The 26985-nt window shown below is 45.6% G+C and carries 15 protein-coding genes; all 15 read right to left on the reverse strand.

The genetic code is table 11. The features are described from left to right. Positions 1-145: 145 nt before the first annotated feature. Complete coding sequence (locus V202x_RS09825; protein ID WP_197993316.1) at positions 146-2662, reverse strand: DUF1588 domain-containing protein; 2517 nt, start codon at positions 2660-2662, stop codon at positions 146-148. Beyond that, complete coding sequence (locus tag V202x_RS09830; protein ID WP_145173698.1) at positions 2659-3978, reverse strand: DUF1552 domain-containing protein; 1320 nt, start codon at positions 3976-3978, stop codon at positions 2659-2661. The genes V202x_RS09825 and V202x_RS09830 overlap by 4 nt, the downstream gene beginning before the upstream one ends. Positions 3979-4385: 407 nt before the next feature. Further along, entirely contained in the window at positions 4386-5783 is a 1398-nt protein-coding gene (locus V202x_RS09835) for a sulfatase (RefSeq protein WP_145173701.1), read from the reverse strand. Positions 5784-5872: 89 nt separating this feature from the next. Next, positions 5873-8794: a tripartite tricarboxylate transporter substrate-binding protein gene (locus V202x_RS09840; protein WP_145173704.1), complete on the reverse strand. Its 2922-nt coding sequence runs from the start codon at positions 8792-8794 to the stop codon at positions 5873-5875. Between the two features lie 1409 nt (positions 8795-10203). Beyond that, positions 10204-11430, reverse strand: a complete 1227-nt coding sequence (locus V202x_RS09845) for a lanthionine synthetase LanC family protein (protein ID WP_145173707.1) — start codon at positions 11428-11430, stop codon at positions 10204-10206. 60 nt (positions 11431-11490) lie between these two features. After that, on the reverse strand, positions 11491-12549 hold the full coding sequence (locus V202x_RS09850; RefSeq protein WP_145173710.1) for a T3SS effector HopA1 family protein: 1059 nt from the start codon (positions 12547-12549) through the stop codon (positions 11491-11493). 28 nt (positions 12550-12577) lie between these two features. Beyond that, positions 12578-13666: a phosphotransferase gene (locus V202x_RS09855; RefSeq protein WP_145173712.1), complete on the reverse strand. Its 1089-nt coding sequence runs from the start codon at positions 13664-13666 to the stop codon at positions 12578-12580. Positions 13667-13780: 114 nt separating this feature from the next. After that, positions 13781-14062, reverse strand: coding sequence for a hypothetical protein (locus tag V202x_RS09860; protein WP_145173715.1), 282 nt, complete (start codon positions 14060-14062; stop codon positions 13781-13783). 171 nt (positions 14063-14233) lie between these two features. Beyond that, complete coding sequence (locus V202x_RS09865; protein WP_145173718.1) at positions 14234-15436, reverse strand: hypothetical protein; 1203 nt, start codon at positions 15434-15436, stop codon at positions 14234-14236. 81 nt (positions 15437-15517) lie between these two features. Beyond that, positions 15518-16489 (reverse strand): C1 family peptidase, encoded by a 972-nt coding sequence (locus tag V202x_RS09870; protein ID WP_409996680.1) that lies wholly within the window; start codon positions 16487-16489, stop codon positions 15518-15520. Between the two features lie 400 nt (positions 16490-16889). Then, a complete protein-coding gene (locus V202x_RS09875) occupies positions 16890-17324 on the reverse strand; it encodes a hypothetical protein (protein WP_145173724.1) in 435 nt (144 codons plus the stop codon). A gap of 297 nt (positions 17325-17621) precedes the next feature. Beyond that, a complete protein-coding gene (locus V202x_RS09880) occupies positions 17622-18311 on the reverse strand; it encodes a hypothetical protein (protein ID WP_145173727.1) in 690 nt (229 codons plus the stop codon). A gap of 910 nt (positions 18312-19221) precedes the next feature. Further along, complete coding sequence (locus tag V202x_RS09885) at positions 19222-20004, reverse strand: hypothetical protein (RefSeq protein WP_145173730.1); 783 nt, start codon at positions 20002-20004, stop codon at positions 19222-19224. A 53-nt stretch (positions 20005-20057) separates the two neighbouring features. Beyond that, positions 20058-20738 (reverse strand): hypothetical protein, encoded by a 681-nt coding sequence (locus tag V202x_RS09890; protein ID WP_145173733.1) that lies wholly within the window; start codon positions 20736-20738, stop codon positions 20058-20060. 68 nt (positions 20739-20806) lie between these two features. Continuing rightward, complete coding sequence (locus V202x_RS09895; protein WP_145173736.1) at positions 20807-26926, reverse strand: hypothetical protein; 6120 nt, start codon at positions 26924-26926, stop codon at positions 20807-20809. Positions 26927-26985: the final 59 nt, after the last annotated feature.

A 26985-nucleotide genomic window follows, 5' to 3' on the forward strand; every position in this document is an offset into this window, starting at 1 on the left:
GATACCGGAAAAGGTATGAGTTTGTGGAATAGTAAGCGGCTGAGTAGTGACAATCGGAAGTCGCTTAAGTACCGAATAGTTCTGCAAATTCAGGTCTGCTGAGTTTTTTGACCCTACGGCCTTCAGTTCAGGTTGCAATCCACTTTCAGTTCTCTTCGAACAGCGCCGGATTTTTCCGTGTGCGGTAGAGAAACGCATCGGAGGTGAGTAGTGAAACGAGCATTGCTTTCATGCTGCCGCCGCTGTCCTTGTAGACGTGATATGCATCCTGGAGAACAGGCGCATCATTGAGGGTTTCGTTGCGGCCCATCCAGAAACGGAATGCATGGCGGACGAAGACCTGTTCGGCGCGTTTGCTTTCCGCGATTTTCCGAATCATTTCAACGGCGTTGGCGACTTTTCCATCAAGTGTGGGATCGCCGGAATCGATGATCTCACCCGTGGTGTTGACGGGTTTGTTGAGTTCCAATTCCCGATACAGACCCGCGTGGTTGTACATTTCAAACGGCAGGCCGAGCGGATCCATCTTTTGATGACACGTCCAGCAATAGGTTTTCTTGGTGACCCGCATACGATCACGCAGCGTATTCTGTGGTTCATCTGGTAACATCGCATCAACGGTAATTGGTACATCGGGAATTCCGCCGCCCAGTAATCGTTCACGAATCCATCTGCCACGCAGGATGGCGTGATTGTCCATCGCATCGGAGTGTGAAACGAGCCAGCTAGGATGGGACAGGATGCCCAGGCGTTGCCCTTCTGGCACCTTAGCCAGGATACGTTCTGGTTTCATGGACCCATTGCCGAAGCTGCGGCGACTCACACGTGCATAGATCTTTGGCCCTTCCAGTTTTACCTGGCTTACTTTGTGGTTGACGTTTGGTTGTCTCCTCTTCTTCTGTTTCTTTGACTTCGGTGGTTTCTTTCCCGGGTTGGCCTTCTTCCAGGCTTCCAGTTCGGCCGCCTTTTTCTTTGCTGCCTCGGCTGCCGCCTTCTTCGCAGCCGCCACGGATGCTGCAACCTCTTCCTTTGATCGCCGCTTTCCGAAATAGACATTGTCAGACCTAGTGGCGACAACTTTGTCCGTCGTCAGCAACTGCTTAAATACGTCTCGATCTTCCTGCAGGATGAGTTCGATGAGACGATCAGTGCTCGCAGTGGCGTCAAACATGGCGCGGTAGTGGGATGTTCCCCTGTTGCTCACTCCCGTATCCGCCAGCGCTTTCGAGTCCTTGCAGATGTAACCACCACTGTCGTAGTCGAAGTATTCGCGGAAGAAGCGCAGAATGCGTGGCTTTCGTATGCTGTCGTCGGCCAGCATACGCTCGATTTCGCGTTTGACATCGGCCTTGGACCGCATACGACCTTCGACGATTGCCTTTCGCAGTTCTTTGTCCGGCTTGATGTATCGCAGTGTATGATTGACCGCCAGACCCAGTTCCCAGTCCTGGAGCATGACACGACCCTGCTGATCCGGTTTGCCGTTCTCAACTAGTTCCGGTCTGAAGAGAGCATCGCGATCGAGGAAGATGGATGACAGACCGAGGACTGCACCATTTTTCTTGCCGAGTTTTTCAATGGATTGTTTGACGACCGTCAGGTATTCGTTCGATTCCTTTTTGCTAGGCGGCCGGAAAGTGAGCGCTTCGAAAAGGTAGTCCACCGCAGCCCGCAAACGCTCGTCGGTGACGCCCTCTTCATGCATGAGGTCGTAGACCGGCGTCAATGGTCGCATGACCTTTGTGCTGTAGACCAGACTAGTGGGCAGTCCGCGTATGTCACCCTTCATCTTGTCCGCAATTGATCTGGGATCGTCTGTGATCTGATACGGCTTGGCAATGCTCAGCGGACCATCGGCCATGTAGCGAATGATGTCCGCGGCAATCCCCAATATTTGTGTGGATTCAGCACTGTTGACTGTGTAAAAGTCGGGATAATTTTCTAACCCATGATCGCGGGCCGACGACAGAACGACTGGTACACTTTTCACCGCTGTGGCATAGGCAACCGTTCCGCCCTGCCAACGGATGATACGATCCGTACCGAAGTAGAGCTTGAGTTCACCGCCGTGGTTGGTTGGAACAGAATCGCCGTGAGTTCGCAGGCCAGGCTTTGATGGATTGAATTCCGGTTCGCTGTTGATCAATTCGTTCAGACGCGTAATGTGTTCTTGTGGTGTCACACGCCAGATGCGTGCCGGAGATGATGTCGGTGTAAGTTTGATATTGTCTGGCAGCTTACCGAATAACAGATCATGATCGACAAAGTTGCCCTTGTTCGGATCGAGATGGGCATGGAACCCACCCTTGTCGCGCATGACTCGAGACAGTTCACCGACGATCCAGTCTGAAAACTGCAATCGCTCCACGACCTTGGGCTGGTCCTCATCTTTGGGCGGCATCTCCTTCAAGGTGACCTGTGCCCACACGGCTTGCCAAGTGCCAGCATTTACTTCATCAACAGGACCGAGGTTATGGAGCGACAGATTGCCCTCAGGTTCTGTCTCGTCATGACAGGCCACACAGTGAGTGGTAAAAAACGGTTTAGCAAACTGAGTGAAATTTTTGTTGACCTTCTGACCTGGTGAGTAAGTCTCGGCAATCGCAACAGGCAATACGCTCAACGAAAGCATTAGTGCCAGAAGGCTCGTGATCTTGTTCATGTCATTATTTCTTTCAGCGGGCCGGTAGCGGTGTCGTATTTCCTGGCCAGTTTGTCGTTCATGTTGAAACGATCAACGTTCTGGCCGGCGGCACGCAGGAGCGACGTGTACAACGCGTTGATGGGGCGCTTGTGGTTCAGTTGGGTGAAGCAACCGGTCTTCAATGTGCCGTCGAAATTTCCTAGTAACATGACCGGCCAGTTGGCACCGTTGGTGTGCTGTTTATCCGCGTTGTTACTTGTGTAAACGATTACGGTATTGTCCATCATAGTACCACTGCCTTCAGGCACGCTCTCGAGCGCTTCCATAATCCTCACCAGCATACGACTGTTGTACTGACGAATCTTGATCCAGATCGGATTATCTGGCTGCTCCATGTGTCCAAGGTTATGTCCTTGTTGCTCAATACCCAGCCCTTTCCATGCACCAAAGATTTCGCCACGACCTGACCCGATGGTAAGCGTATTTGTGATACCCGATGTGAGCGCTGAAATGCCGAGGTCCAGTAGAACATCGTGCCAATCGGTTTCGAACTCTGGCTTGGTGTATCGCTCATCTACCTTCGGTGCAAACTTGCGAAGGTGATCGGAAACCGTGTCAAGCCGATCGCGCAGACCGTTGACATTCTCGAATCCCCGAACGTATTGGTTGTAGCGCTGTCGATCTGCGGTCGGTAGAGATTGTCCCTTTGCGGCTGCCAACTTTTCAATCTGATTCAACATATTCGATTTGGCTTCGTGCTGGAGTCGAATATCGCCTGTTGAGATGCCACCATATAACATTTGATAAAGATGATTTGGATTTGAATGCATGAAGATTGGCTGCCCAGCGCCGCTGGCCGATAGCGTCGCAATAGTGGGCTTGGTTGTCATGTTCTCAATGGAGTCCATTCCGATGCACAGATGGGGTAGAAGCGTCTTCGGCAGGACCTTGCTAAGTTCATAATCAATTGTCGAAGCACTGGGCGGCACACCGTCACTGCCGCGATAGCCACCGAGCGCGCCGAAAAATGCGCTGTGCGAAGGACTGGTGTGCAAACCATGCAGGCCATTGATAATGTGCAGTCGCTCCTTATAAGGTTCGAGGGCTTTAATGGGCTCAGGAAGTTTCGCTTTCGCTAGCGAGCTACTGCTGCTCATCCCCTCCGGAATACAGGTCTTCGGATCAAAGCCCTGGTTTTGCATGAAGAAGATCACACGTTTTGGAGTCGTCTTACTGGTGGGCGATGCTAAGAGATGTTGAGGAAGAAGCGAAGAGGTACATGCGGCACCGACGCCAGCAGCCATTGTTCGGAGCATGTTTCTACGGTTGAGCATGATTGACCTTTCAAAAAGATTGACGCTTAACTTCTGTGACTATATATGGATCACTTATTCCACAGTAGTCAGTGGAGATAACAGTGGAAGGCGATTGCGAGGCGATATCAGGAACAGTGGGAAGAATTTGTAGGTAGATGCCTGAGTTTATGCGAATATTTTATCCGCCTTAGGAAGCTATTACAACTAAACTTTCAAACAAATTGTGATGAGGACGCTCTGATTTAGAAATTTTGCGAGAGTCTCAATCACGAATGGCCTTTTGCTCTCCGGTATGATATGTCGGGTGGACTCAGAATCTTTTAACATGGCATAGAGCGTTTTCACGAATGAAGAATGTTAAATAACTGTCGTCTCAACCCCTTTTGCCTACAATCCGAACAAGCATCCACCTCCCCATAGCCTTATCACATTGGGGCAATCCGTTTGGAGCCGACATCGGTTGTTAAGACGACATGGCTATTAAAGCTCGCTAATATCAACTGCTGTTTGGCAGCCTGATGTTTCGGGTCATCCCACAAGTTATTGTGTTCCCAAGGGTCCGTTTGCAAATCGTAAAGCTCTCCCAGCTCCTTGTCGTGATACAGAGATAATTTGTACCGGTCGTCGCGATACATGGTCGCAAAACTGCCCTCCCCACCCGTGAAAAACGGATCGAGTGCGTCAAAGTATTCACAGCGAACACTATCGCGCAGTTGTGAGCCAGTTTGTTCGCCTGTAAGTACCGGAAGCAGACTCTGCCCCTGATGATAGTCAGGGATGGGAATACCTGTTAAATCGAGTAATGTGGCAGAAAGATCGAGTAATTCCACAAGCCCGGTGGCACGCTGATTGACCACAAAATGTCCCGGCCAGGAGAAAATCAACGGTACTCGTACCAATCCTTCATAAAACCGACATCCCTTTTGTATCAGCCCATGATCTCCCAACGTTTCACCATGGTCTGAAGTGAAAATGATGGCCGTATTGTCTCTCTGTCCTGTTGATTCTAATGCTTTGAGTATGCGCGCAAACTGATCGTCAATTTGAGCAATCATCGCATAATAAAGTGCCTGAACTTTTTTCAGCTCACTTGTTTCCGTTGAGATCGTGACAGGCTGAAAATCAACCTGGGAAAGCAGTTCTTGAGTCGCCTTATCAGACTCCTCAAAATGTGGGCCGGGCATCGCGGCAGGGTCGAACAGATTCGCATATTTTTCAGGAGGAATAAACGGAGGGTGCGGGTCGTAGATATTGATATTCAGCAACCAGGGTTGTTGATGATCCTGCTCAATAAATTCGATCGCCCGATCAGATGCCCACTTTGTCTGATGATATTCGGGGTCAACACGCTCTTTGCTGTTTCGCATCTCATCAAGGCTTTTCCCTTGAGCGCGGACCCAGTCGGCATAATCATGTGTTCCTTCAGGCCAATCATCGCGCGGCGCATGGCTGTGCTGCCAGAGTGTGAACCCGTCATCAAGCCGAGGTTCCGCGCGATGGCCGGCACTGACTAAATGAAATTTTCCAATCAACCCGCACAGGTAACCACTCTCTGCGATCAACCTGCTAATGAGAGGTGGCCAATCAGGAAAGGTATCGTTGCCATTTCTGGTATTGTGTAAGCGCGAAGGATACAACCCGCTCATAAAACTCGCCCTGCTGGGGGTACAGATTGGACTTTGGCAATACGTATGTGTAAAGGCCACACCTTCTTTAACGAGCGAATCAACCACAGGCGTTTTCACATACGCGTTCCCCAACGCACCAATGGTGTCAAACCGTTGCTGGTCGGTGCAATACCATAAAATATTAGGGCGGGTCATGGAATAGCCTTCGTATTATAAAGATTTTGTGGCTGAAAACACTCTGCAACCTCTGTCTGAGGTTAATTTTCTGTACTGGAATAAACCAGTTAGGGCAGTACAACAGAAAATACTGATGTGAAAACAATTTCTGTACCCAAACCAGTCAACAAAGAGAGTTCAATAAGAATTAACAAATACCTCGGTTGCCATTTTGCCATAGCTCCGCCAGTGACTGCAACCATGAATGCCGTTGCCAGCCAGTAACTGAGCCAGCCCTGTTCTAACACCAGCACATAACAGCAAAGCAGTACAAAACAACAAACGGCCAGCCAGATGCGCGGCTTGCAGCTTGAAAATCGATTTGTTGACGGGGTTCGACTGAGAAATATTTCCTGTACAACAACAATGCTCATCAATGAGAGAGTTGCAATGATAATATAGAAAGGAAAATCAGGAAGTTGAACTGTTGAGCCGGGAACCAGTTCGCTGAATATTTTCTCACTCTGACTGATATTCTCATTTAATTTCTCGCCCCGATAAAATACAGGTGCAATAGACAATGCCCGTAAACTATTCCTTACAGAATCAGATTGCATCGCCTGTTCCAGTGCATCTGCCAGCAGATCAATCCGCTCTTGTGGAGTTCCTTTGGGTGCAAACCAGTATAACGAGTTACCAACTACGGCATCGATACCCTGTTCACGAGCCGTCGCAATGTCCGGCAGGGCGGAATTCCTTTCTTTAGACAATACTGCCAAAGCGCGAATCTGCCCATCTCCTCGATAGGCCAGAAATTCTGCCAGCGAAAAAATGGTGGCATCAACATGCCCACCAATGAGCAGCGTGTATCGCTTTTGCCCATCTCCCGATTGCACATAATTAAAATATTCACCACCATAAGCCTGTTCTATTTTTTTGGCAGCGAAATGGGCGAGTGCTCCAAAATTGGTTCCAAATTGAAGTTCACCAGGATGGTTCTCGGCATACTGCAACAGCTCAGCCAGATTTTTGTGTCGGGCATTTTGATGCACGACTACCACCAGATTGATCTCTCCCGTTTGGGCAATCGGTTCAAAAGCTTCCGGACCATAGTTCACTTTGCCTGAGTATTTCGAAGTAATAAGCCCCTCATGGGTGCAGAGTATTTTGTGACCATCGGCCCGCGCCTGTTTGACATTTCGGCTCCCAATCGTACCACTGCCCCCCGCCTGAATAAGGATGACGACCGGTTGTTTCAACAGTTTGTTTTCGGTGATTGACTTTTGAACGATTCTGGCAAACAGGTCTGTTCCGCCTCCCGCGGAAAACGGCACGACAACCTGAACGGGTTGTTGAGGAAATTGCGTCAGCTTAGATTGATTCGCGAAGAATCCCGAAAACTGGAAGACAATCATGCCAACAATAGTCATCACTGCAACAGTATGCCATACAGGTAAGCCGTATCGACTCCAAAATGTGTGAGAATTCTGCTCCCCATTCTCACTCAATGTTTCTGACTGAGGGATGATACTCATCTCTTTGGCATCATCACCGTTCATCGTCTTTTTTTTACTGTCCCATTTTTTTCGAAACTGACGCACAAGCGGCACAATCAACAATAATGCAGAGATGACGACAAAGAGTAAAGAAATTGGTCGGGTGATGATCGGTAACCAGCTACCATGCGATGACATTAGCCCGGCGCACAAATTTTCTTCAGCAATCGGACCTAAGACAAAACCAATGACAAAGGGTGCCAATGGGATTCGGTTTCGCTCTAAGACCAGTCCCAGCAGCCCGAAACCGAGCATCACCCAGACATCGAACATCCGGTTCGACAACGCAAATGCTCCGGCAATGCAAAAGGTGAGAATAATGGGCAACAAAAACGGACGTGGAAACCGAACCAGTTTTGCGAGAAAACCGACTGATGCAATCATCACCGCAAACATGACCAGGTTTGCCAGAAAATAGGTTCCCATAATGGTATGCACGAGTTCGGGATGATCGCTGAACAACCGCGGCCCCGGTTGCAAACCATGCAAAACTAATGCGCCGAGCAAAATGGCATCGATCACACTGCCGGGAATACCCATCGCCACGAGTGGAATTAAAGCTCCTCCTACAGTCGCATTATTGGCTGATTCAGAAGCAACAATTCCCTCAGCAGAACCGGAACCAAATTTCTGCGGAGTTTTGGAACTGTTTTTGGCAGCTGAATAAGCGGCTATCGAGCCGATGTTAGCACCAATGCCGGGAAGTATTCCAATAAATGTTCCAATCAAAGAAGACCGCAACATATTAACCCATTGATTTTTCCAATCTACTAAGGTAAGCCACAACCCACTGTGTGTTACCGAGACACGCGGAATTTTCTGGTGAATATTCGCAATATCGCGCAGCACCTGATTGATCGCAAACATGCCAATTAAAACCGGTAGCAACTTGAAACCACCATTGAGAGGAGTGAGTCCCATTGTGAGTCTCACTTCGCCTGTGGCTGCGGAAATTCCCGGCATGGCTGCCAAAATCCCCAACGTTCCTGAAAAGAGTGAGCGCGTCAGCGATGCGCCATCAATTGTCGCGATTAACACCAAAGCCATCATTACCAGCGAGAAATATTCAAAGGGCCCCAATTGTGTTGACCAGCGGGCAATCGGGGCAGACAAGGTGACTAAAAACAGACAGGATATTAAACCACCCACCAGGGACGCATACATTCCCAGCCCCAGCGCACGACCGGGCTGACCTTGTTGCGACATGGGGTAACCATCAAGCGTTGTCATTACAGAGGCGGGCGTGCCGGGCATTCGCAAGAGTGTGCCGGTTATCAAGCCACCGCTGATTGATCCCACATACATACTCACTAACAATGTCATCGCCAGTTGAGGATCGAGCGTAAACGTCAACGGCAACGTGAGTGCAATCAACATGGCGCCGGTTAACCCGGGAATCGCACCCACGAAGATACCAAGCGATGTTCCCACAAAAATCAGCATCAGGCTGAGAGGTGTAGATAATTGAACAACTGTAGTTTGAATCGCATCCATATTTTGTACTGGTGCAGAGGACTGCTTGACCCCTTACTCAACGGAAATCGTTAGATTGTGAATCATTGAAGAATGATTTTCACCAACAAGACTCCAGATCACGAAGGAGAGTTAAGATGATTTAGAGTTGCCTGATTTTCCCCTAAGGTTCCGTCATTATTTTTTCGTGCCTTCCTGACTGGATGGTGACATATCATTATCCTGATGCATTGTATCTCAAAACAGATAGTGAACGTGTCTGATGTGATTTGAGTTGTCTCATCATATCCAGAGTATTCAAGGTGATAAAGCCTGTTACTTGAAATTCATTCGCCAGAATTCAGCTATGACTCGCCCCATGACTTATACCAGTCACAAGACTTGACCCTTTGCTGTATCAACTGACGTTCTGTTTCTCTACTGGAGCGGATTAGAAGTCCCAAAAACGTTCGTTTTCTAAGAGCTTACATTAACGCTAAAGATTACCGGAATTTGATTCTCGGGATGAATTTTTCATTCACATGAGAATCAAATTCGCTTAACTCATTAAAGCAGTAGGTTTCTAATACGACTGAGAACTCAATAAAAAACAATGACTAGGCAATATTCGTTACTCGGATAACAGCTTCTCCCAGCCGCGCATAAAAAGCGACCGGTAAATAACTGGGCGCGTTGAAAAAGCCCACTCTCTGAGAATATGAAGAGAGTGGGTAGCGTTCATTTTTCGCTAGCTCTCCTAGTCGCACCCACACAGATCAGAAGTCAATTCAATTGATCGATCTTTGTTTGAAAAATGAGTATATGACTAGCTTAAGGGGCTAGTGGGGGTAATCCCCGTGGAGGTCCGAGTCCTCTCTTGGGCACTTTGATAGATAAGGACTTAGGGTTATTGAGCCCTAAGTCTTTTTTTGCTTCAGTAAAAGGGGCAACCGTGGAGTTGCATTGGGGTGTGGCTTTGCATTGTTATTACCTGGTTGGTGTTCTCTATTGTCAGACGATGCATGTCAGTAGCTCTTTTGTGCAGAAATTTCTTAGCATGATTAGAGAAAATCTAAAGCGAATAATAGTTACCCAACTATATCAGAAGTTGTTCAAACTCTTTGTCCACAATCATCCGTTTTCATTTTTCATTTTCATTGAGTAAGCGTCGGCCTCACCCGGTTCCGAAGGCCTTAGTAGCTTTAACCTAGCTTTGCTTATGCTTAAATAACGCGTATTAGTGGGAGGGATAGCTGGGAGGAATTCTTGAGCGGACTGTATAAAGATTCGAACGCTTCTCCAAAATGGCTTTTATATCAGGACATTTTTTGAACCGAACGATCGTTGCGTGAGTATTTGACGAGCTAGAGAACAATAAATCAAGTGGTTACCTATATAGGCTTGTTGTCTTTCAAATCATGGCTATTTTTAATTCCTGATGACTACAGAGATTACGCTGCGGGATTCAGTAACAAGACTGAAGGGACATTTTCACTGTCATGGAGCCGTAAATAGAAGTAGCCAACACCGCTGTCTCCCACGAGCAGACTGGGATTAGAACCTGCTGGAGAGCCGGACTGCCAGGGACGATTGTGTTTAGCATACCTTTCTATTCCCTGGTCTCCGATTGCCTTGGCAATGTTCCAGCTTTCCGTGTGATTCATACGTCGTCCAGCCTCCAGAAATAGTTCGGCGTTTCCACCATGTCCATGACACAGGCAATAGGTACCATTCCCTGAGGTTGTCGAGAACGAGGAATATGTTGTGGCTAACGCAGATTGTATGTCTTCCTGACTCACGTTCTCAGGTTCGATTTCAAATGCCCTGATCCGAGACAATCCAATTCCGGGCGCACCATGGCACCACGCAGAACCGTAACTGTATTTCACATTCTCATTCTGTTCGATTGGTTGCCGAAAATCGGGCCAATTGCGGGCCTCTTGTGAGAAGTGGCAATTTTCATAACTGATGGCTGATAAGGCAGTTTCACGGAATCGTGGTTCATGTGTGGCTGAGTATAACTCTAATAAAGCCCATGCAAAACCAGCCGTTCCGTGAGAAAACCCAGTTAGGTTTTTCTGGCCTTGAGGGTGGTCAGGGCCCATTTTCCAGGAACTACCTTCGTGATCGTGGTCTGCCAGAGCAATCAACTTATTTCCCAGGTCCACCGATTCTTCTCGATATTTTTCTCCAGTGGCCAACAGTGCGGGAATCATTCCAGCCAATCCGCTCACAACATCCAGCGATGTATCTTGCTGAATTCCAAAATCAGCTGCGTGTTTTAATTGTGCCTGCCCCCATTGTTCCCATTCCGGATGTTGGAATGTCTTTCCACAAACATCGGCTACATATGCGATTCCGGTCAACCCCGAGTAGAATCCACAAATGCGCGATACAGGAGTCGATTCCGCATGAGCAATCGCATGCTTCATTGCTCCTTCAGCTGTTTCCATGAAAAACGGCTCTTTGGACTGTTCATAGAGTCGAGTCAAGAATAAAGCAATTCCTGCTGTCCCTCCATAAACATCGTGAGACAACGATTTCAGAACATTGCTAAAGTTTCCAGCATATGGCTCCACACTCATTCCAAGCCAGTTACATTGATCACGACTCCAGATTGCATCACGACAGATGGAATAGCCAATTCTGCTTGCGGTTTCCAGATATCGATCAGTCATAGTTATCTCCTATTCGTTTCATATTTTGTTATCTGTCATTATAAAAATATCGTGATGCAGCTAATTACTAATTTCAGCAAACAATGGTAAATATGTTCTGCGCGTGCCGGGATTCAGATAAGGACGGTCCATCCTTACTCCAGCTTTTTCAAACTCAATGAGTACGGATTTGGTGCGTCCTTGTACGTGGTTGACATTCTCGCGAAAAGCCTGCCATACCCCCTTGGCCATAAGGCGACAACGGTTCAATCCAAAGCTGTCGTTGGCACTCCCGGGATCCTCTGCAAACCCGATACCCGGAGCTATGTTGTAGGAAAATAACGGGACGGGGGCTTCCAGCAAGGGCTCCAGGTTAGACCAATTTCTCGTCAGCAGTTTAACGACGAAATCATAGTAACGACGAGCCAGATACATCACCCCGGCATCGACGCGGCAATAGGCTTCTTTGTGAATTGGTAGCTTAAGATGAAACGGAACTTGAAAACGATTCAGTTGTTCCGAAAGAATCTTGACTAACTCTACAGCAGTCTCAGGATTCACATTAAAGTAAAATCGGACAAGAGAATCATCATCCGATGCGTTCTGAACAGCCTCACCAAAAACATAATAATACCCGGGTTGATAAGCGAGTGATTCGCGCGGATGATAGACCTTAACGAGATTACCTTCTCGGGCCGGTGAAACCTGATCACCGTCTGACACATATTGACCTGCCTGCACGCGCTGAATGACTCCATCGCGTTCGACTTGAATGGAACCGTTGGATTCAACAGCAATGATTTTCCAGTCGATGTCCCAACGTTCCTTCGAAGAATTTTGTTGTGAAAAATTGTGGAGAAGATCAGACGCGATCTTTTCCATTGTTGGAAAATCGATGATTTCACCAGTAAAAGGTCGGCAATAGGTATGTGCATAAAGAAACATTTGCATATGGAGGTCGATATAGTTTTCCGATTGTTGTTCTTGTACTTGCGGATTTCCCATCATTCCTGCCATTTGATTGGCAAGTTCCGGAGTGACTTTTAAATGATGGCGACCGAACCGGTATTCAAATGGAGAAACTACCTCGATTTGTTCGAGAATCGTTTCCAGCGATTTCATAAGAGCCACTGTAGACATTTATTTCACCTTTCTGATCGAGAGAATTTCAAAATCCTAGTAGGGTTTTCCGGCTGGAAGCGGTGTCCGTGAAAATTTGACTACTCAGATCCAATGCTGTTCGGGCCGCCGGATAAACTTCTTGAGATTGAAGTAACATCTCGAAAGCCGATTGAACCAGCCGGGCGGCACAAAACTGGAAAGCTTTCAGAAAGTCTTGCTCCGAAACTTGACTGTTATGTGTCAGATAGGAATCACAAAATTCTTTAATCGATGGCTGCATTTTCCAGAGTGTTTCATTGATTCCCTCCAAACCTCTATTTGCCTGGGAATCGACCTTGTCTAAAGTCAGGATCCACATGATAAGATAGGAGTGAATAAATGAACCAAAGTCCCACATGGGATCGCCATAACCGACGATTTCCCAATCGACAATTTTGATCTGCTTCTCCGCATCGGGGGCATCTCGCGGATATAACAGACAGTTGTCCCACTTCATGTCTCCGTGAATCAGGCAGGACGTTTTCCAATCGTCACGTAGCATGGTAAAGCCTTTGGCAATTTCCGGATTTTGCTGAATCAAGGCAATCAGTTGTGCATTCCCTCCACTGAGAGTCTGGAACCCCGTCGGCGGTCCATCTTCCGTAACCGAAATCACCCAGGGAAGCTGTTCTTGAAAAGTCGGTTGTTCCGAAAGATGATTCAGATGAGTAGTGGTATGACAGCGAGCTAAAGCTTCTCCAAATTTTTTTGTCAGAACAGGATTTAATTCGTGATGATGTGAGTAGTAACGAGACAAGTTGTCCGAGTCTTCATAGTACTCAAGTACCAGAACGTGATTCCGAGGATCGTAATGCAAACACTTGGGAAGAATCGGACCGAGTGGCTCAAATCGGGAATCACTTTGAGCCACTTCATAAAAGTATGCCTCCTGGGCGAGAGTTTCGATCGCATATGGTCGACCGGGAACGATATTTTTACTGAAATATCGGGGACCAGTCTCCGAAGAGAGAATGCAGAGCAAATTACGAGTTTGATCGACACTCAGGGTCAGTTCATCGTTAACAATCTGCTCGTTGGTCACGAGGCCGCTTGTCATCATATAGTCCATATATCGTCGTGAAATTGTTTCAGTCATGTTGGTTGATCGTCCTGATTAAGGAGGGTAAGAGATGCGCTCATATTCTATGAACAGATTAAATGCGACAGATTTACCATGCTGAGATCAATTCCATCCACCGCGTTAAAAAAATTAGTCGAGGGGCGTAATGCCTACGATCTCTCGGGTTTCCAATGTGTTGCCGTTATCTCGATAACGAAGTCTGGAACCTGCGAGGTTTCCGGCTACGTAGGAATTGTCAAAGATTGCTAAAACATGAGCCGCCGGATGCCAGTCGGATTTGGTGGTTACTACATTCACAACTTGAAAACTTTCGCCTCCCGACCAGTCATAGATCGTTGATTGTGAACCATTCTGAGGCATGGTTGTTGGTGCCGAATCGAGATTAAGCAAGTAATTTTTGTGTGCACGCATCTATAATTCCCTTCAATTTTGTTAATCACCTGAAACAAAAGTTAAATAACACTCCGGCATGACACTCACACCGGAGTGGTCGCTTAAGAACTCATTCATCACGAATCAGGGAATACAAACTGGAGAGCCGAAAATAGTGGCAACCATACATGTAATCCCGTAGTAGATTCCTTATAAAGCAACATTTTGGTTGGCATCAGGACACGCAGGAGGCCACGAAGGGCATTGACCTGGTTGTACCGTCGGCGACGGACAGACAGGTGGATGGCTGGCATTGACGCCCACAGGTTGTGCAGGTTGCGTGGTACAGACTGGTGGTGCGGTTGCCTGAACACCGTTATTACTGACGGCGATACAGCTAAAGACCCCAATGCAGTGTCCGCCCAGTGGTTGCGCAGGTTGCGTGGTACAGACTGGTGGTGCGGTTGCCTGAGCGCCGTTGTTACTGACGGCGATACAGCTAAAGACCCCAATGCAGTGTCCGCCCAGTGGTTGCGCAGGTTGTGTGGTACAGACTGGTGGTGCGGTTGCCTGAGCGCCGTTATTACTGACGGCGATACAGCTAAAGACCCCAATGCAGTGTCCACCCAGTGGTTGTGCAGGTTGCGTGGTACAGACTGGTGGTGCGGTTGCCTGAGCGCCATTGCCACTAACGGCGATACAGCTAAAGACCCCAATGCAGTGTCCACCCAGTGGTTGTGCAGGTTGCGTGGTACAGACTGGTGGTGCGGTTGCCTGAGCGCCATTGCCACTAACGGCGATACAACTAAAGACCCCAATACAGTGTCCGCCCAGTGCACCTCCGGCTGCTGCTGGCTTTTGACAGTTCCAGCTCACACCACAATCGGTAACGTGTGTAACGGGAGGCGGACAGTTCCAGCTTACGCCACAATCTGCGGGGGTAGTGACGGGTGGTGGAGTTGCCTGAGCGCCATTGCCACTGACGGCGATACAGCTAAAGAGACCGATACAAGGTGCTCCCAGTGCATGCGCAGGTTGCGTGGCACAGACCGGTGGTGCAGTTGCCTGAGCACCGTTACCACTGTATGCTAAACAACTTATTCCGGTGCATGTGTTTGGATTGTTATGACTGGCAACCAGACAGCTTTGGCCTTGGTGACATCCACTGTTAAACAAACATGAAGAAATGTGACAGCCCGGAGAAGGTCCCTGACCTCCTTCAAGCTCAACTCCGATAGGACAAATGGGAGAAACACTCGATCCTGGAACACCAGCATTACATTGCACGGTACTCACAGGAGGACCACCGTGAGCACATGCAGGTGGATATGAAGCACCCGTTACTTGGGTCGCCTCATAATTTGCTCTGAGTTGATTCGAGATCAACTCAGCAGGCGTCGGTTGAGAACACATACAATACTCCTTTCGATCAAATACAGATAATCTCTTGCTGAACGATTCAGCAAAACAAAGGAAAGCCGGTAAAGCCGGATTTTATTTTTCCATTTTCTTTGAAGTTTTAGTTTCCGAATTTTTCACCACATCATCCACAGCCGACGTGGTATTCCCAGAAACCTGGTCTTTCCCAAAGCCAAATTGCCCGGTATCGACAAAGTTCATGCTGAGGAGAGACCACCAGTCAGTAGCGATTCCGCTCAGGATGTATTTGTAAGGAAGCCATCCATAGCCGTTCTCTCCCCACTGGTTTCCCCAAGAATTCCGAATCAGGATGGCTCCGGTTGTTGTCTCACCAGTTGCAGTGTTTGTGATTTGCATCTGATCGTCATATCCAGCAGCCACGATGGCATGTCCACCGGCGATCGGATCGGTGCTATCTGGACCAGGAAAAGGAATTTTTCCGTCTTTGAACGCTTGAGAAATACTGCTATGAACATGAAATCCAAACATCGCAGGTAACTGGGCGAATAGCTGTGATTTGATCAGTTGTAAGACATCAGCCTGACTTCGTCCTGGCGGGTCATACCGATAGAAAGCCACCGCCTGATAAGTCGTTGCAAAGGAGTAACAGAACGCATTCGGTTCTGCATTCACCAGTTCCGTGTTGAACGGCCAATATTGCTCAGGGGGCACACCGAAAAAAGTCAAAGCCTGAAATGTCGTTCTATTGTAGGCACCTTTATCTTCAGGCTGGAAAAGTAAATTTCTGCTTGCCTTATAAAGAAACAAACGCGATGGAGAGACAATCTTATTATACGATTTCTTTTCGAAGTACATCACCAGTCCACAGGCGGCATTGGCCGTGCAGGAATTCGTCTTGAGTTGATTATAAACTGGTGGGAAATGTTGGCGAAGATCGACCTGATTTGGGAGGTCAGAGGAATCCAGACCACTGGGTTTAGTATATTTGATGCCCGCTTTACCAAGCATCTGCTTGACTGAATTTGTCTCAGGAGTCGCATCGCTCTTACTGGATATGTCAGGAACCCAACCGAGTCCCTGCATCATAAACGGAACTTGCGGCGTGGAACTACTGGATTCATCCGTTGCATGAGTGGAATCGTCTTCAGGAATCCATCCTAGTGCTGTGTCGTTTGGCATCAGTCTCCTCCTTATAGATATGGTGAGAAATCAGCAACCACTTCTAATTCAAAAAAATGTGTTTCAAAAGACAAAACATCACAGTCGTGGTTACCAACAAGGGCAAAGTGCGCTCCATAAAAAATGGACAACAGGAAAAATTCGAAAACAGAATTGACTTATAAAGAAAACACTTTCAATCTAAAGCTCCTCCACGCTCGTGGAACGGTTTCTGATGGAAGAGTCGAGACCATCATTTATGTAAAATCTGCCTGAAGTGAATTCTGAAGAAGGCTACTTTGTGATGGTCTCGAGGAGCTCAGACGATCTACCAACTCACCAAAACGATTTCAAAACTTTTGCAAGTCTCAAACGCACATGCTTTCCCTGATAGAACAATTTTTGAGAGATCTACCAAGCACAATTTCAACTCAGCTTTGGCCATATCGTTGCCTCCGGATAACATCACGCATGGATGTTCTTTCGAGATTGTTCCAGTCGCGATTGTTGCACCGAGTATTTTCAGCATGACTGTAGCTTGCATGTTGGATGTTGATAATTCCCAGCAAACCTGAAGGGGACCAATCAGACTAACACAGCCACTTAAGTCGGTTGCCGCCCCCAAAGGAATATTACTACCACCTGTAGATCCGAATTGCGGAGAAGGCGCGGAGGCAGTTGTTTGTGGAGAACCCATGAGGTTCTGTACTGGTTGTTTGCTAATGTGTGGAAGTGGATCGTATCCCAGGTACTCAATCGGCATCGTCATTCTCCTGATCTAAGACATAGATGAAAACACTCGTTCAGACTTGTGCTTGTTACTGAATCGATTCTATGAACTGACAATCAGAACACTACGGAATCTGTAGTGATGTAAACTAGTAGTAAACTGGAACAAAACATGGATTAAAGAGCACAAGATAAGTCTTTTGCTGAAGACAAAGGGTCACTTACGGAATCTTTGTAAAGAAGACAAATACTTATTGTGGACAGAACAGTATTCTGAAAGCATGTGTTAAAGAGAACGAAACGCATTTTTGTCTGCAAAAGAACGAACGTTTCAGGAAGTCGGAACTTCCCAGATGATACCTTCCCCCGTACCGTCACCACGAAATCTGATTAGCGGAGCAGCTTGGTTACGGTTCAAGCTCTTGATGGTATCGTTTAATCGTCGTTTCGTATCAACTTCTTCTTTGGGAGGTAGCGGGTCGTCAATTCGGGTTGGCCACCCTTCTTCGTGAAAAACCATCAGAATCATTTCCTGATTAATGGCTGGCCATTTGAAGCGTTTGACGAGTGATTGACCGAACCATAACTCTCGCCGAATATCATGCCATATTGGTTTGATTTCCGTGCGATGAAGCTCATCCAATGGTCTAGAGAATGCTTCCTCAGAAGCGTTTTGCGGAATTTGCAAATTCTCAGCGAACTCCAGACCTTCGTCAGTCAATACAAAACAAGTACGCCGACCGAACGTCATGTTCCCGGATGGACGAAAATCACGTCCATCGTCTTCCTGAATAGTGACTTCTTTGGCATGTTTCAAATAGCCCTGGCATGAGAGCCAACGAAGGTCGTTGTACGTTAATCCCGCCTTTTGCAAACAGGACAATTCGACGGCATAATCCCAGATGGGTCGTTTCGTAGTCGACGAATAATAAGAGGCATCTAAGAGCAGTCGAAAAGCAGCCTCAAACTTTTTTCTTGTAGTCCCCATTTTGCTTTCAGGATGTTTGCCCCATAATACCATAGGTATCTCCCCAATTAAGTTCAACAAAACGATTACTAAATGAATGTCCAAGTCCAGCTGTGTCAAAGCAAGACGGTTTGAAGCCAATCGTTAGTAAAAGAAATGGAATGTAATTGAGTCACCGTAATTCACTAGTAAGTAAGATTAGTATTTTGTCTACCACTATCGTATTAATCTGTTTACTACTGTTATTACAAAGAGATCAATACGTTCTGATTAGCGTAAGATCAATTTTCAAGCTTGAAATAGTGATTGCATTTAAAAAATTCGCAATCATCCTATTTTAACTTTACCTATTTTCGCAAAAGAATTCGCGGCTCTTACTATGGGTAATCGATTTAGCTCCTTGAAGTAAAACTGCGCTAACCCTCCGGTTCCGAAGACCGTAGTAGCTTTAACCACGCTTTGCTTTTGCTTTGATAACGCGTATTAGTGGGGGGATAAGTAGGGGGAATTCTCGAGCGGACTGACTAAAGGTTCGAAGGCTCCTCCAAAGTTCTAGTCAGGCAATCTATGGTATTTGAACAGGTCATCTGGAAGTGGTTTAAATTTCACATTCACAGGTCGACTTTTTTTGCCAGCTGCCCAGCGGAGTAAAACTAATGTGTAACTGCTCTTACTACTGATAACGAACTGGCAAAATATGTCGAATATCTGAAACACGAGACTGCTGAGGCAATTCCTTACGACTCACGAAGAACGACCGACCCTATTGAAATTTGGCAAAGTATTGAGTCGAGCGATTAAAGAATAAATTTCGGTTATCAGTCTAACAACACCTTCCCGATGGTGTCGTGGCAAACAGAATGGCAAACGGAAGTTCCAAAGAATATAAACGAAAATTTCTAGAGACTTATGCGCTAAGGACCGGGCATCCTAACTCAGCAATGATATTGGTGATATCCAGCCTCTATCGATTCGTTGGGAGAGAAGCGTTCGCACCTATGTTTCGTTCAACTGCTTTCTGTAATTTCCTGTTTCTTGCTTTTAAATCCAACTCTGATTCGTCCTTAGCAATCAAGCCAGAAAGGGGGGTATTCGCGAGCAGTTGTTTTGATTTATCTACGACAAACTTTCCTGCATCATAAGTATATCCACCGAATGTTCTTGCCACTCGTGAAGTTGCTTTAGGCACGCCTGTTTTACTTATGAGACCTACGGTTGCTTTAGTAGTACCAGCAGTTACATTTTTAAAAGTAGCTCCAATGGGTAAATGGTTTTTATAAGCGACCTTTGCCCCTCCATCATGGGCAAACGAAATCAGGATCCGACTTTTACCATAACGGTATTCAATCATACTGGCCCAGTAGTGAACTTCAGGAGCACCAGGTAAAAGTTGGACATCAACATAAACTCGGCATTTCGTTTTGGGATGATTCGCTACAATAATCGAGGGGCCACCCGGTAGGTAAGGTCCTTGAAATTTTCTGTTTCCAGTATAATAGTACCTATGGACAAGCACTGTAGGAGGGATTTCGATGTTGGTGGTCTCACCCTCCGGCTGTACTAGGACTGCAGGGATCCCATCTGTACTGACACCAGGAAGAATGACCTCAATTTCCTGCGTTGCTGGTACAACTGCCTTTTTTTCTGCGTATGCCAAAGTTGTCGCAAGGCATATTGTCAAGAGGAAGGCCGTTGTCAAAATCAGATTTAATTTCATGCTATGAGTGAACTTGAGCTTAAGAAACATCCTTTTTCCTCGATCTATGTATAAGAAGTAGTTCATATTGGATCTAACAGCGGCTATTCCTCGTAGAAAAATTCAATTTCTACTAAATTGATTTGGTCATAAAATTGGTAAAGGTTTTGTTGGAATTTTGAATTCCTGTTCCTCGTTTCATCGAATTGTTTGCTGAGAGGTTTTCCACTTTTAACCCAGAATACTGGAAGTGAATGCGAGGCCAATAAAGACTTTCGTTTTTGGTTTTTTGAATCACGTACATAACAATTGATGCTGACATGAAATCGACTTCCCTTTAAATATTGTAAGTTATTTCTTTGATTGCCCAATGCTTGCTGAATCGCAGTCAATGCTTCCCCTCGCTTGGGGTTAATGTGAGCATTGAGAGACACATTCCAGGCACCCGATTTCTGAAAGCGAAAATCGGTTTCTGTCAACACTGCCGGGATGACCAAGGGCATTTGATCTGACCGATGAAAAAAACGAATGTTTCCTTTCTGTTTAATCCCATTTTTTGCTTCATTGAGTTCATCTGTTTCAATCACTTCCTGTTCCGTGAGTTCAACAACACTGATTGCGGAATATGATCGCGTTTGATAATCGTAATTCTTTGGGAATCCACAGGTACGAGTCGGAACCCGTTTAGGGAACAATTCGCTGAAAGCCGTTCCCGTAATGATAGCTGCTGTTCCGAGAAAGCAGACAGCTAAGAATAGCTTCTTTAAATTCGTTTTGACTTCCATTGTGATCTCTTATTTTTTTCATTAAGGATAGAAGGATTGCTTGGATTCGAAGCGATACATGAGCCGAATCATTTTTTCTTGAAATACGATTTGATTCGGGATGCAGATCTCTTATAGAAACTGGATCGTTTTGGGGCAGGTGGTTGCTGTCTATTCTTAGTATTAATGATTGCTTTTACTTCATTCGCCTTTGAAGGGATTCGTCTAGGTGAGGAAATCCCGTTTGTTTTGAGATATTGCGAACTTCTTCCTTTTGTCGCTGGCAACGATTTCGGTTCTGTGGGACTCCAGGAAGCCGGTTTGAGGTTTAAGTCTTTCATCGGAAGAGCGGAACTGGGGGGCACAGTTGGTGGGATTTCAGGTAGTGGCTTGAAACGAGGTGATGAAGGAATCACAGGTACGGCATGATTTGGATCGGTCACTCCATTGCGAATCGACTCAGGAGCATATTTTTCAGGTGGATTTTGCCACTCGGCATCATAGTTTTCCTGAATTCTGCTCCGCTTAAGATTTAAGCCAGGTCCCATATATCCATTGGGATGTACGTCCGGAATGGTTTGCTGTGTACGATATAAGTCTGATCTTCTCTCCGTTTCCTGAATTCGTAAAAATTCATCGACTTTTGAACCGGCATAATCATAAACACGATTTTTCAAGTAACGATCACGGCCTTTCGAGATAAACTCACGATTCATTAATTGCAGCGGTCCGACATCGGCAACTGCGGGGGCCCAGCGTAAACCCATCAGGTCAAACAGTGTCGGAAAAATCACCGCCTGACTCATGATTTGACTTTGTTGTAATGAACTTTCAGCACTAGGAGTAGGTCGGAACAGGACTCCCACACCTGGTACATCCGAAAGTAATGGAACCCCATTTCCGGTACGAGTTGCTTTCAGAGAGATCACAAAGCGGCTGATTTCGCGTAATTCATAATTTCCTAATTGCACATCGGTATCAATAAAGTGTTCTTTGATGCGTCCGAGGTGTTTTTCATCAGCGCGAACTGGCTCTCGTACATTGGTACGATAAAGGTAATTTAAATCAAAGATTACAGATTGACCATCGGGCTGAATGACAGGTCGTACAGTGAATCCGGTACCGGTTTCAAATTTGAAGACAGCCGGGTCGGGGATCAGATTTTCAAACGCAGAACCAAATGTTTGTCCCTGTGATCCCGGTTGGCCTAAGACCTGTTTTTCTAATGAATCAGGGGGAATAGTAAATCCACCCTGGACATTTTCCCCTCCATTCATGGATGTGATTGCCAGGAATGTAGGGTCATTCACAAGTGCGCCGTATTCTTTCACTGCGGCTTGCGCGATATTCATGCCTTCAATAATTGCCAACTGCCGTTTCGGTAAGTCGAACTCCATTGTCGCCTTGGGAGCGACTTTACCGAGCGAACGATTATTGGTCAGAATACTGGAAGTTTCTATTGACCCAAACGAGACATTCCAATACCGGCTGGCATCACGCGCCGCACGGAACGCAGGAGTGTAGAACTGAGTGTTAAAGTCATCTTCGAGCGCGGTTGCAATGCGTTGTAGGTAATTATCAATATTCGCAGTATGAGATCTGGTACCTTCAACCAGTTCGATATAGCGATCCTCGGTCTGGTCGATTTGCATATCGAGAAACTTTTTGTGGTCGAGATCCTGACGGGAGTCTAGTGCATTTTGTTTTGCAAATCGAAGTTGGAGAGCAGATCCGGCCAGTGTGTTGAAGGAACTATCTACAGATTGAAAATGTTCTTTCGTTTTTTTATAGATTGGATTAGCAGACTTCAATAATGAAAATAGTTTATTACTTACTTCTCTCCACTTTATAATCGCAGCTTGAATCTCTTTTGAATCTATTCCCACTTTGCTTAGTACTTCAATGACTTCTTGAACATTCCATGCAATCTTTTGGAATTCCTCAGCGATGTTTTGGCTTACCTCTTGGATGCTGAAAAATGAGTAGGCCACGCGATGAATGTCCCTTAATGGAGTCGGTTGATCAGGATTAATATATTTCTGGTATTTTGTCGAATTGTTTAGATTCGATTTCATGTTAGGGGTCAGATTAAATAGCTCAAGTTTCTTAATCGCCTCATTTGCTTGATTTATATATTGATTCGTAATTTGATCGAAAAGTGCATATTCAGATTGGTCGGCTAAAACGAATTTGTTACCTTCTATTTTGAATTTAAAAGTTTGACCTCCATATACAAAACTACCATTAGCTTTTTTTAAAGCATCAAATAATTCATCGTTGTTACGTTGCCCACTCATACCAGATCGCATTCGATGGTCGTTGATTTCTGACTCAAACAATTTCTTAAGAAGATTGAGAAGTTGAACGTCAAATATTGTGTCGTCGTTACCTGGAGGAAAAAATTTATTTAAAAGTGATCTCCTTTCTTTAGATGTTAATTTTGAGAGATCAATATTAATCTCTGGATAAGCTGCATTGAGAACTGCTGTAATAATCTCATCAAAAGCCTTTTGAAATGAATCGAATTCCGTACTGATTTTCTGGTATTCATTAATAATTTGAGAAACGCTGGCCTGTAATCCAGTGCTGGCTTTAATGACATCCAGCTGACTCTTTTGGATAGATTCCTGTACATTTTTCAGTTTTTCTTCTGCCGCTTTTTCTTTGGCTTTGGCATCAAGCAGTTCTTGCTGATTATCATCCATTGTTTGTTCGATCACCGCGCGCTCCATGACGTGTAGCCTGAGTTCGCGCTCTGTGGTAAGTTTGGCTTTGAAGATCTGAGCCAGTCGTACAAATTCACGCTGGATGGGCGTCATGGTGTCGGTGCCGATGACATTATGGTCGAAGAAACCTTTGAAGGATTGGAAGTGGGCGAACTGAGATAACAGTTTTACCTTATGTTTGGTTGCTTTTGTGGGGCCGCCTTGATAGAGAAACTGGTATTCCGCGTTGGGTAACTCCGTTTCAATCGAAGCATAAAATTGTGCCAGGATTTGTTGTCGAATTTCATTCTTGGCCAGCGCTAACACGAACAGGGCAGACGACAGACTCGTCGTATCCATGGAATGAATTGACAGCATTTTGTTTCCCGACTGCAGGAACTCGGAATCCATGTCTTCCAGGGCTTGGATGAAGTCTCGTCCGAAAAAGGCGTATAAGTATTTCTGGTCTCGCTGCTCCTGAGTAAACCCAATTCCTTCGTCCTGACAAGTGGAAATCGCAACTTCAGAAGCGACAGAGATGACTGCCTTTCTCAACATCTGGGCTGATTGTACGGTTAAAAAGCGACTTTGATCGATTGATTTTTGAATACGATCAGCGACGTTTTCCATGCGTTTGCCATCTTCACCATTGATTTGGATTGTATGCATCGCGATACGTACCTGCCCCACGGGAGAATCAATCTGGTTGATCATGGTGCGGATGATGTTCACCCCTTTGATCGGACCACGTAGATGAATGAGACCTTCACCGATGACTTTAATCGTGACCTGTCGAACTGCGTCGTAAGAATCAGGGTGACCATTGGCGATCGTATAGAGATCGGTTTTTTCCGCTTGTACCTCACGCTGAAACAGTGTGGCACTTAATTGGTCTTCCTCCAACTTGAGTGACTTCAGTTTGTCATCTTCCGTATTCATGATTCCTGATAGACGACTGATATCAGTCCGGAGACTTGTCAATTGTCCTTGAGCCGCTGTAATGGCATTGTCCAGTTGATCTTTCTTGCCTGTGCTGTCATCTTCTTTCAGTATAGCGCGCTCTCGCACCAAGCCGCCAAGAATTTGCTGCTGATTGCGATAATCGTTTTCTTTTTCACGCAGATCTTTCGCAGCACGTATCGATTTCTCTTCTTGAATGCGTCGTTGTTTGACGGTCGTTTCGTAAGTGTTACGGGCTTTATCTGCCAGGATTTGTGCCTGATGATATCCTTTGTGATTCAGAGACTGCACTTCTGAATTCAGAATCTGAGCCACACGATGGGCGTCTCGGTAGTAATACAACCGTGCGACACGGGTGACCACTCTGTCAGACGGATTAAATCCCGGGGGCGTTGGCTCACGCTTTTCATAATCGCGATATTCAACAAAATCACTGACGCCGACTTCAGGAGGGATTGAGCCTGAAGAACCTGCATCTGGTTTGTTGAGAACACGTACATAGTTAGTGCCTGGTTCACCTTTGGTACCCTCGAGGAAATTACCAAATATATCCGACACTTTATTCCCAGTAATGATTAGTTGATAGATATCAGCAGGTAAAGTAGGAAATGTAAGTACAACAGAATTGTCATGTTCTAGATAAACACCACCAGTGGCCGGTATCGCTGTGCTAGAAAGAAAAATACCAGTTCCCTTGCTCGGAATAAGTTGGAATGCGTTATAGAGCGTAGGACTGAGTGTATTAGCTGTTTTAAGTTGATTCTTGACTGAGAATTTGATCTTTAGTTTTACAACTCCTGGGGCAGTGCCAAAATTAGGGGGCTGGATGTCAATCACTTCTAAACCATTTTTTTGAATGTTAAGATTGAATGTATCAGATTGTTTTTCGGATAGCTGATTTCCCTGCGCATACTTGATATATAGCTTATGTTGTCCGTTAGGGATTGGAGCAAGGAGTTTAGCTCTTTTATTGTTAGTAAAGTCTCCATAACCTAACGGAGTATTTGATGTGTGTGTAAAGATGACATATTGAATATTATCTAAGTTACCTTTTATGGTCTCAAAGATTGGAGTATTAGTATTTAGGAAAACAGGAGTATCTTTATCGATGGGGGTAGGCGTTTTTATTGTAGAACCTATTTTGAATTGATTTAATGGAATATTATTTGAATTGTTAGCTAATGTGCTAGTTGCTTTTTGAATATTGATCGGCGCTGAAAAAGCAAATTGAGTTTCATCATCTATTCTTAGAGCATAGATCGTACTGTTAAGATCTTGGCTGCTGATTTTTAAAGTAGCATTCCATTCACCATTTTGATCTGCTTGATAGGATGTTACCTCTAATTGATCTGAAGGCGCGAGTGTGAGGTGGCCATTCACATTATTGAAGAGCATGAATTTTAAAGACTGCTTAGGATTAGCGTTAGTTCCAGATAATTTTAAATTCCCACCAAAGATAGCTATTGTAGATTTGACATTTGTATTTGGTTTCGCATATTTGTGGTTTTGATAAGACAAGATAGATGGCTTTAAGGGATTGGAACTCTCAGGTTTTGGGATAATTATAGTGACTGTTTTCGACAAACCTTCTCCTTGCTCAGATAACCAACTATCTTTAAACCTGAATTGATAAATACCATCTGCGAGACCAGTTAGAGAGAATGATTCACTTGTATCCGAAAGATTCACTGGAGTTATGTTTGAAAGATCTTTGAAGTTATTGGAAGTTGATGGGATTGTGCCAATTTTTTGAAATTGAAGAAGTGTGGTTCTATCTTTACTTTTTGAGATCGTGAACTTCAAACTCGAACTCCGAAGCAGAAAACTGGAAATTCCATTGACTGTTGTATTTGACGATATCGAGCTAAGCGGTGAATAGAGAATATTGGGGGATGCTGTATCGGTGAGCGATGTAATCACAGGGTATTCAGGTTGACCTTGAGTAAGCTTATTAATCTTAAAGTTAAATCTTTGTAGTTCTTGAGAGTTTTCATCTTTACTTAAAACAATTTTATAATCCCCTGTTTTTTTAATAACAGATTGATATACATTCGAATTTGATCCACTCTGTATTAAATCTAATTTTTCACTACCAGATCCGAATTTGAGTGAATATCCATTCGGAACATCTTCATTTATTGTAACTTTGAGTTTTACACGGGGGCCTTTGCGTTCGATGGTGGCATCACTAGTGATAGTGTCATAGTCATTTGGTAAATCATCTTTGCTGATTTCAACTTTTTTAATAGATGGTTCATTCGTTGACTGTAGAAGAGACACTTGCTTAATTTCTGCTGCGATTTCTGTAACTGGTAGGGCGACCTTTGGTGTAGTCGGTGTCAGATGATTTACTGGTGGATTGATTAAATCAGGTGTTTGCTGAACAGACTGGGTACCGGTTCCTTCGACTTGCTGAATGATAGGAGCAGGTGAAGAATTTGTGCCTTGTGTAGTTTGTATCCAGTACATACCGGCTCCGATGCCGATGGCAGAGCAGAGACAGAGGGCAGTGCAGTTCAGGAGCAAGCCGAGTAATTTTTTCATGATACATCCATGTATTGAGCGAAAAGACAGTGTTTACATGTGGTTACAAATACACTATG

Origin of the sequence: Gimesia aquarii (assembly GCF_007748175.1) — a bacterium.
In the GTDB taxonomy this organism is placed as follows: domain Bacteria; phylum Planctomycetota; class Planctomycetia; order Planctomycetales; family Planctomycetaceae; genus Gimesia; species Gimesia aquarii_A.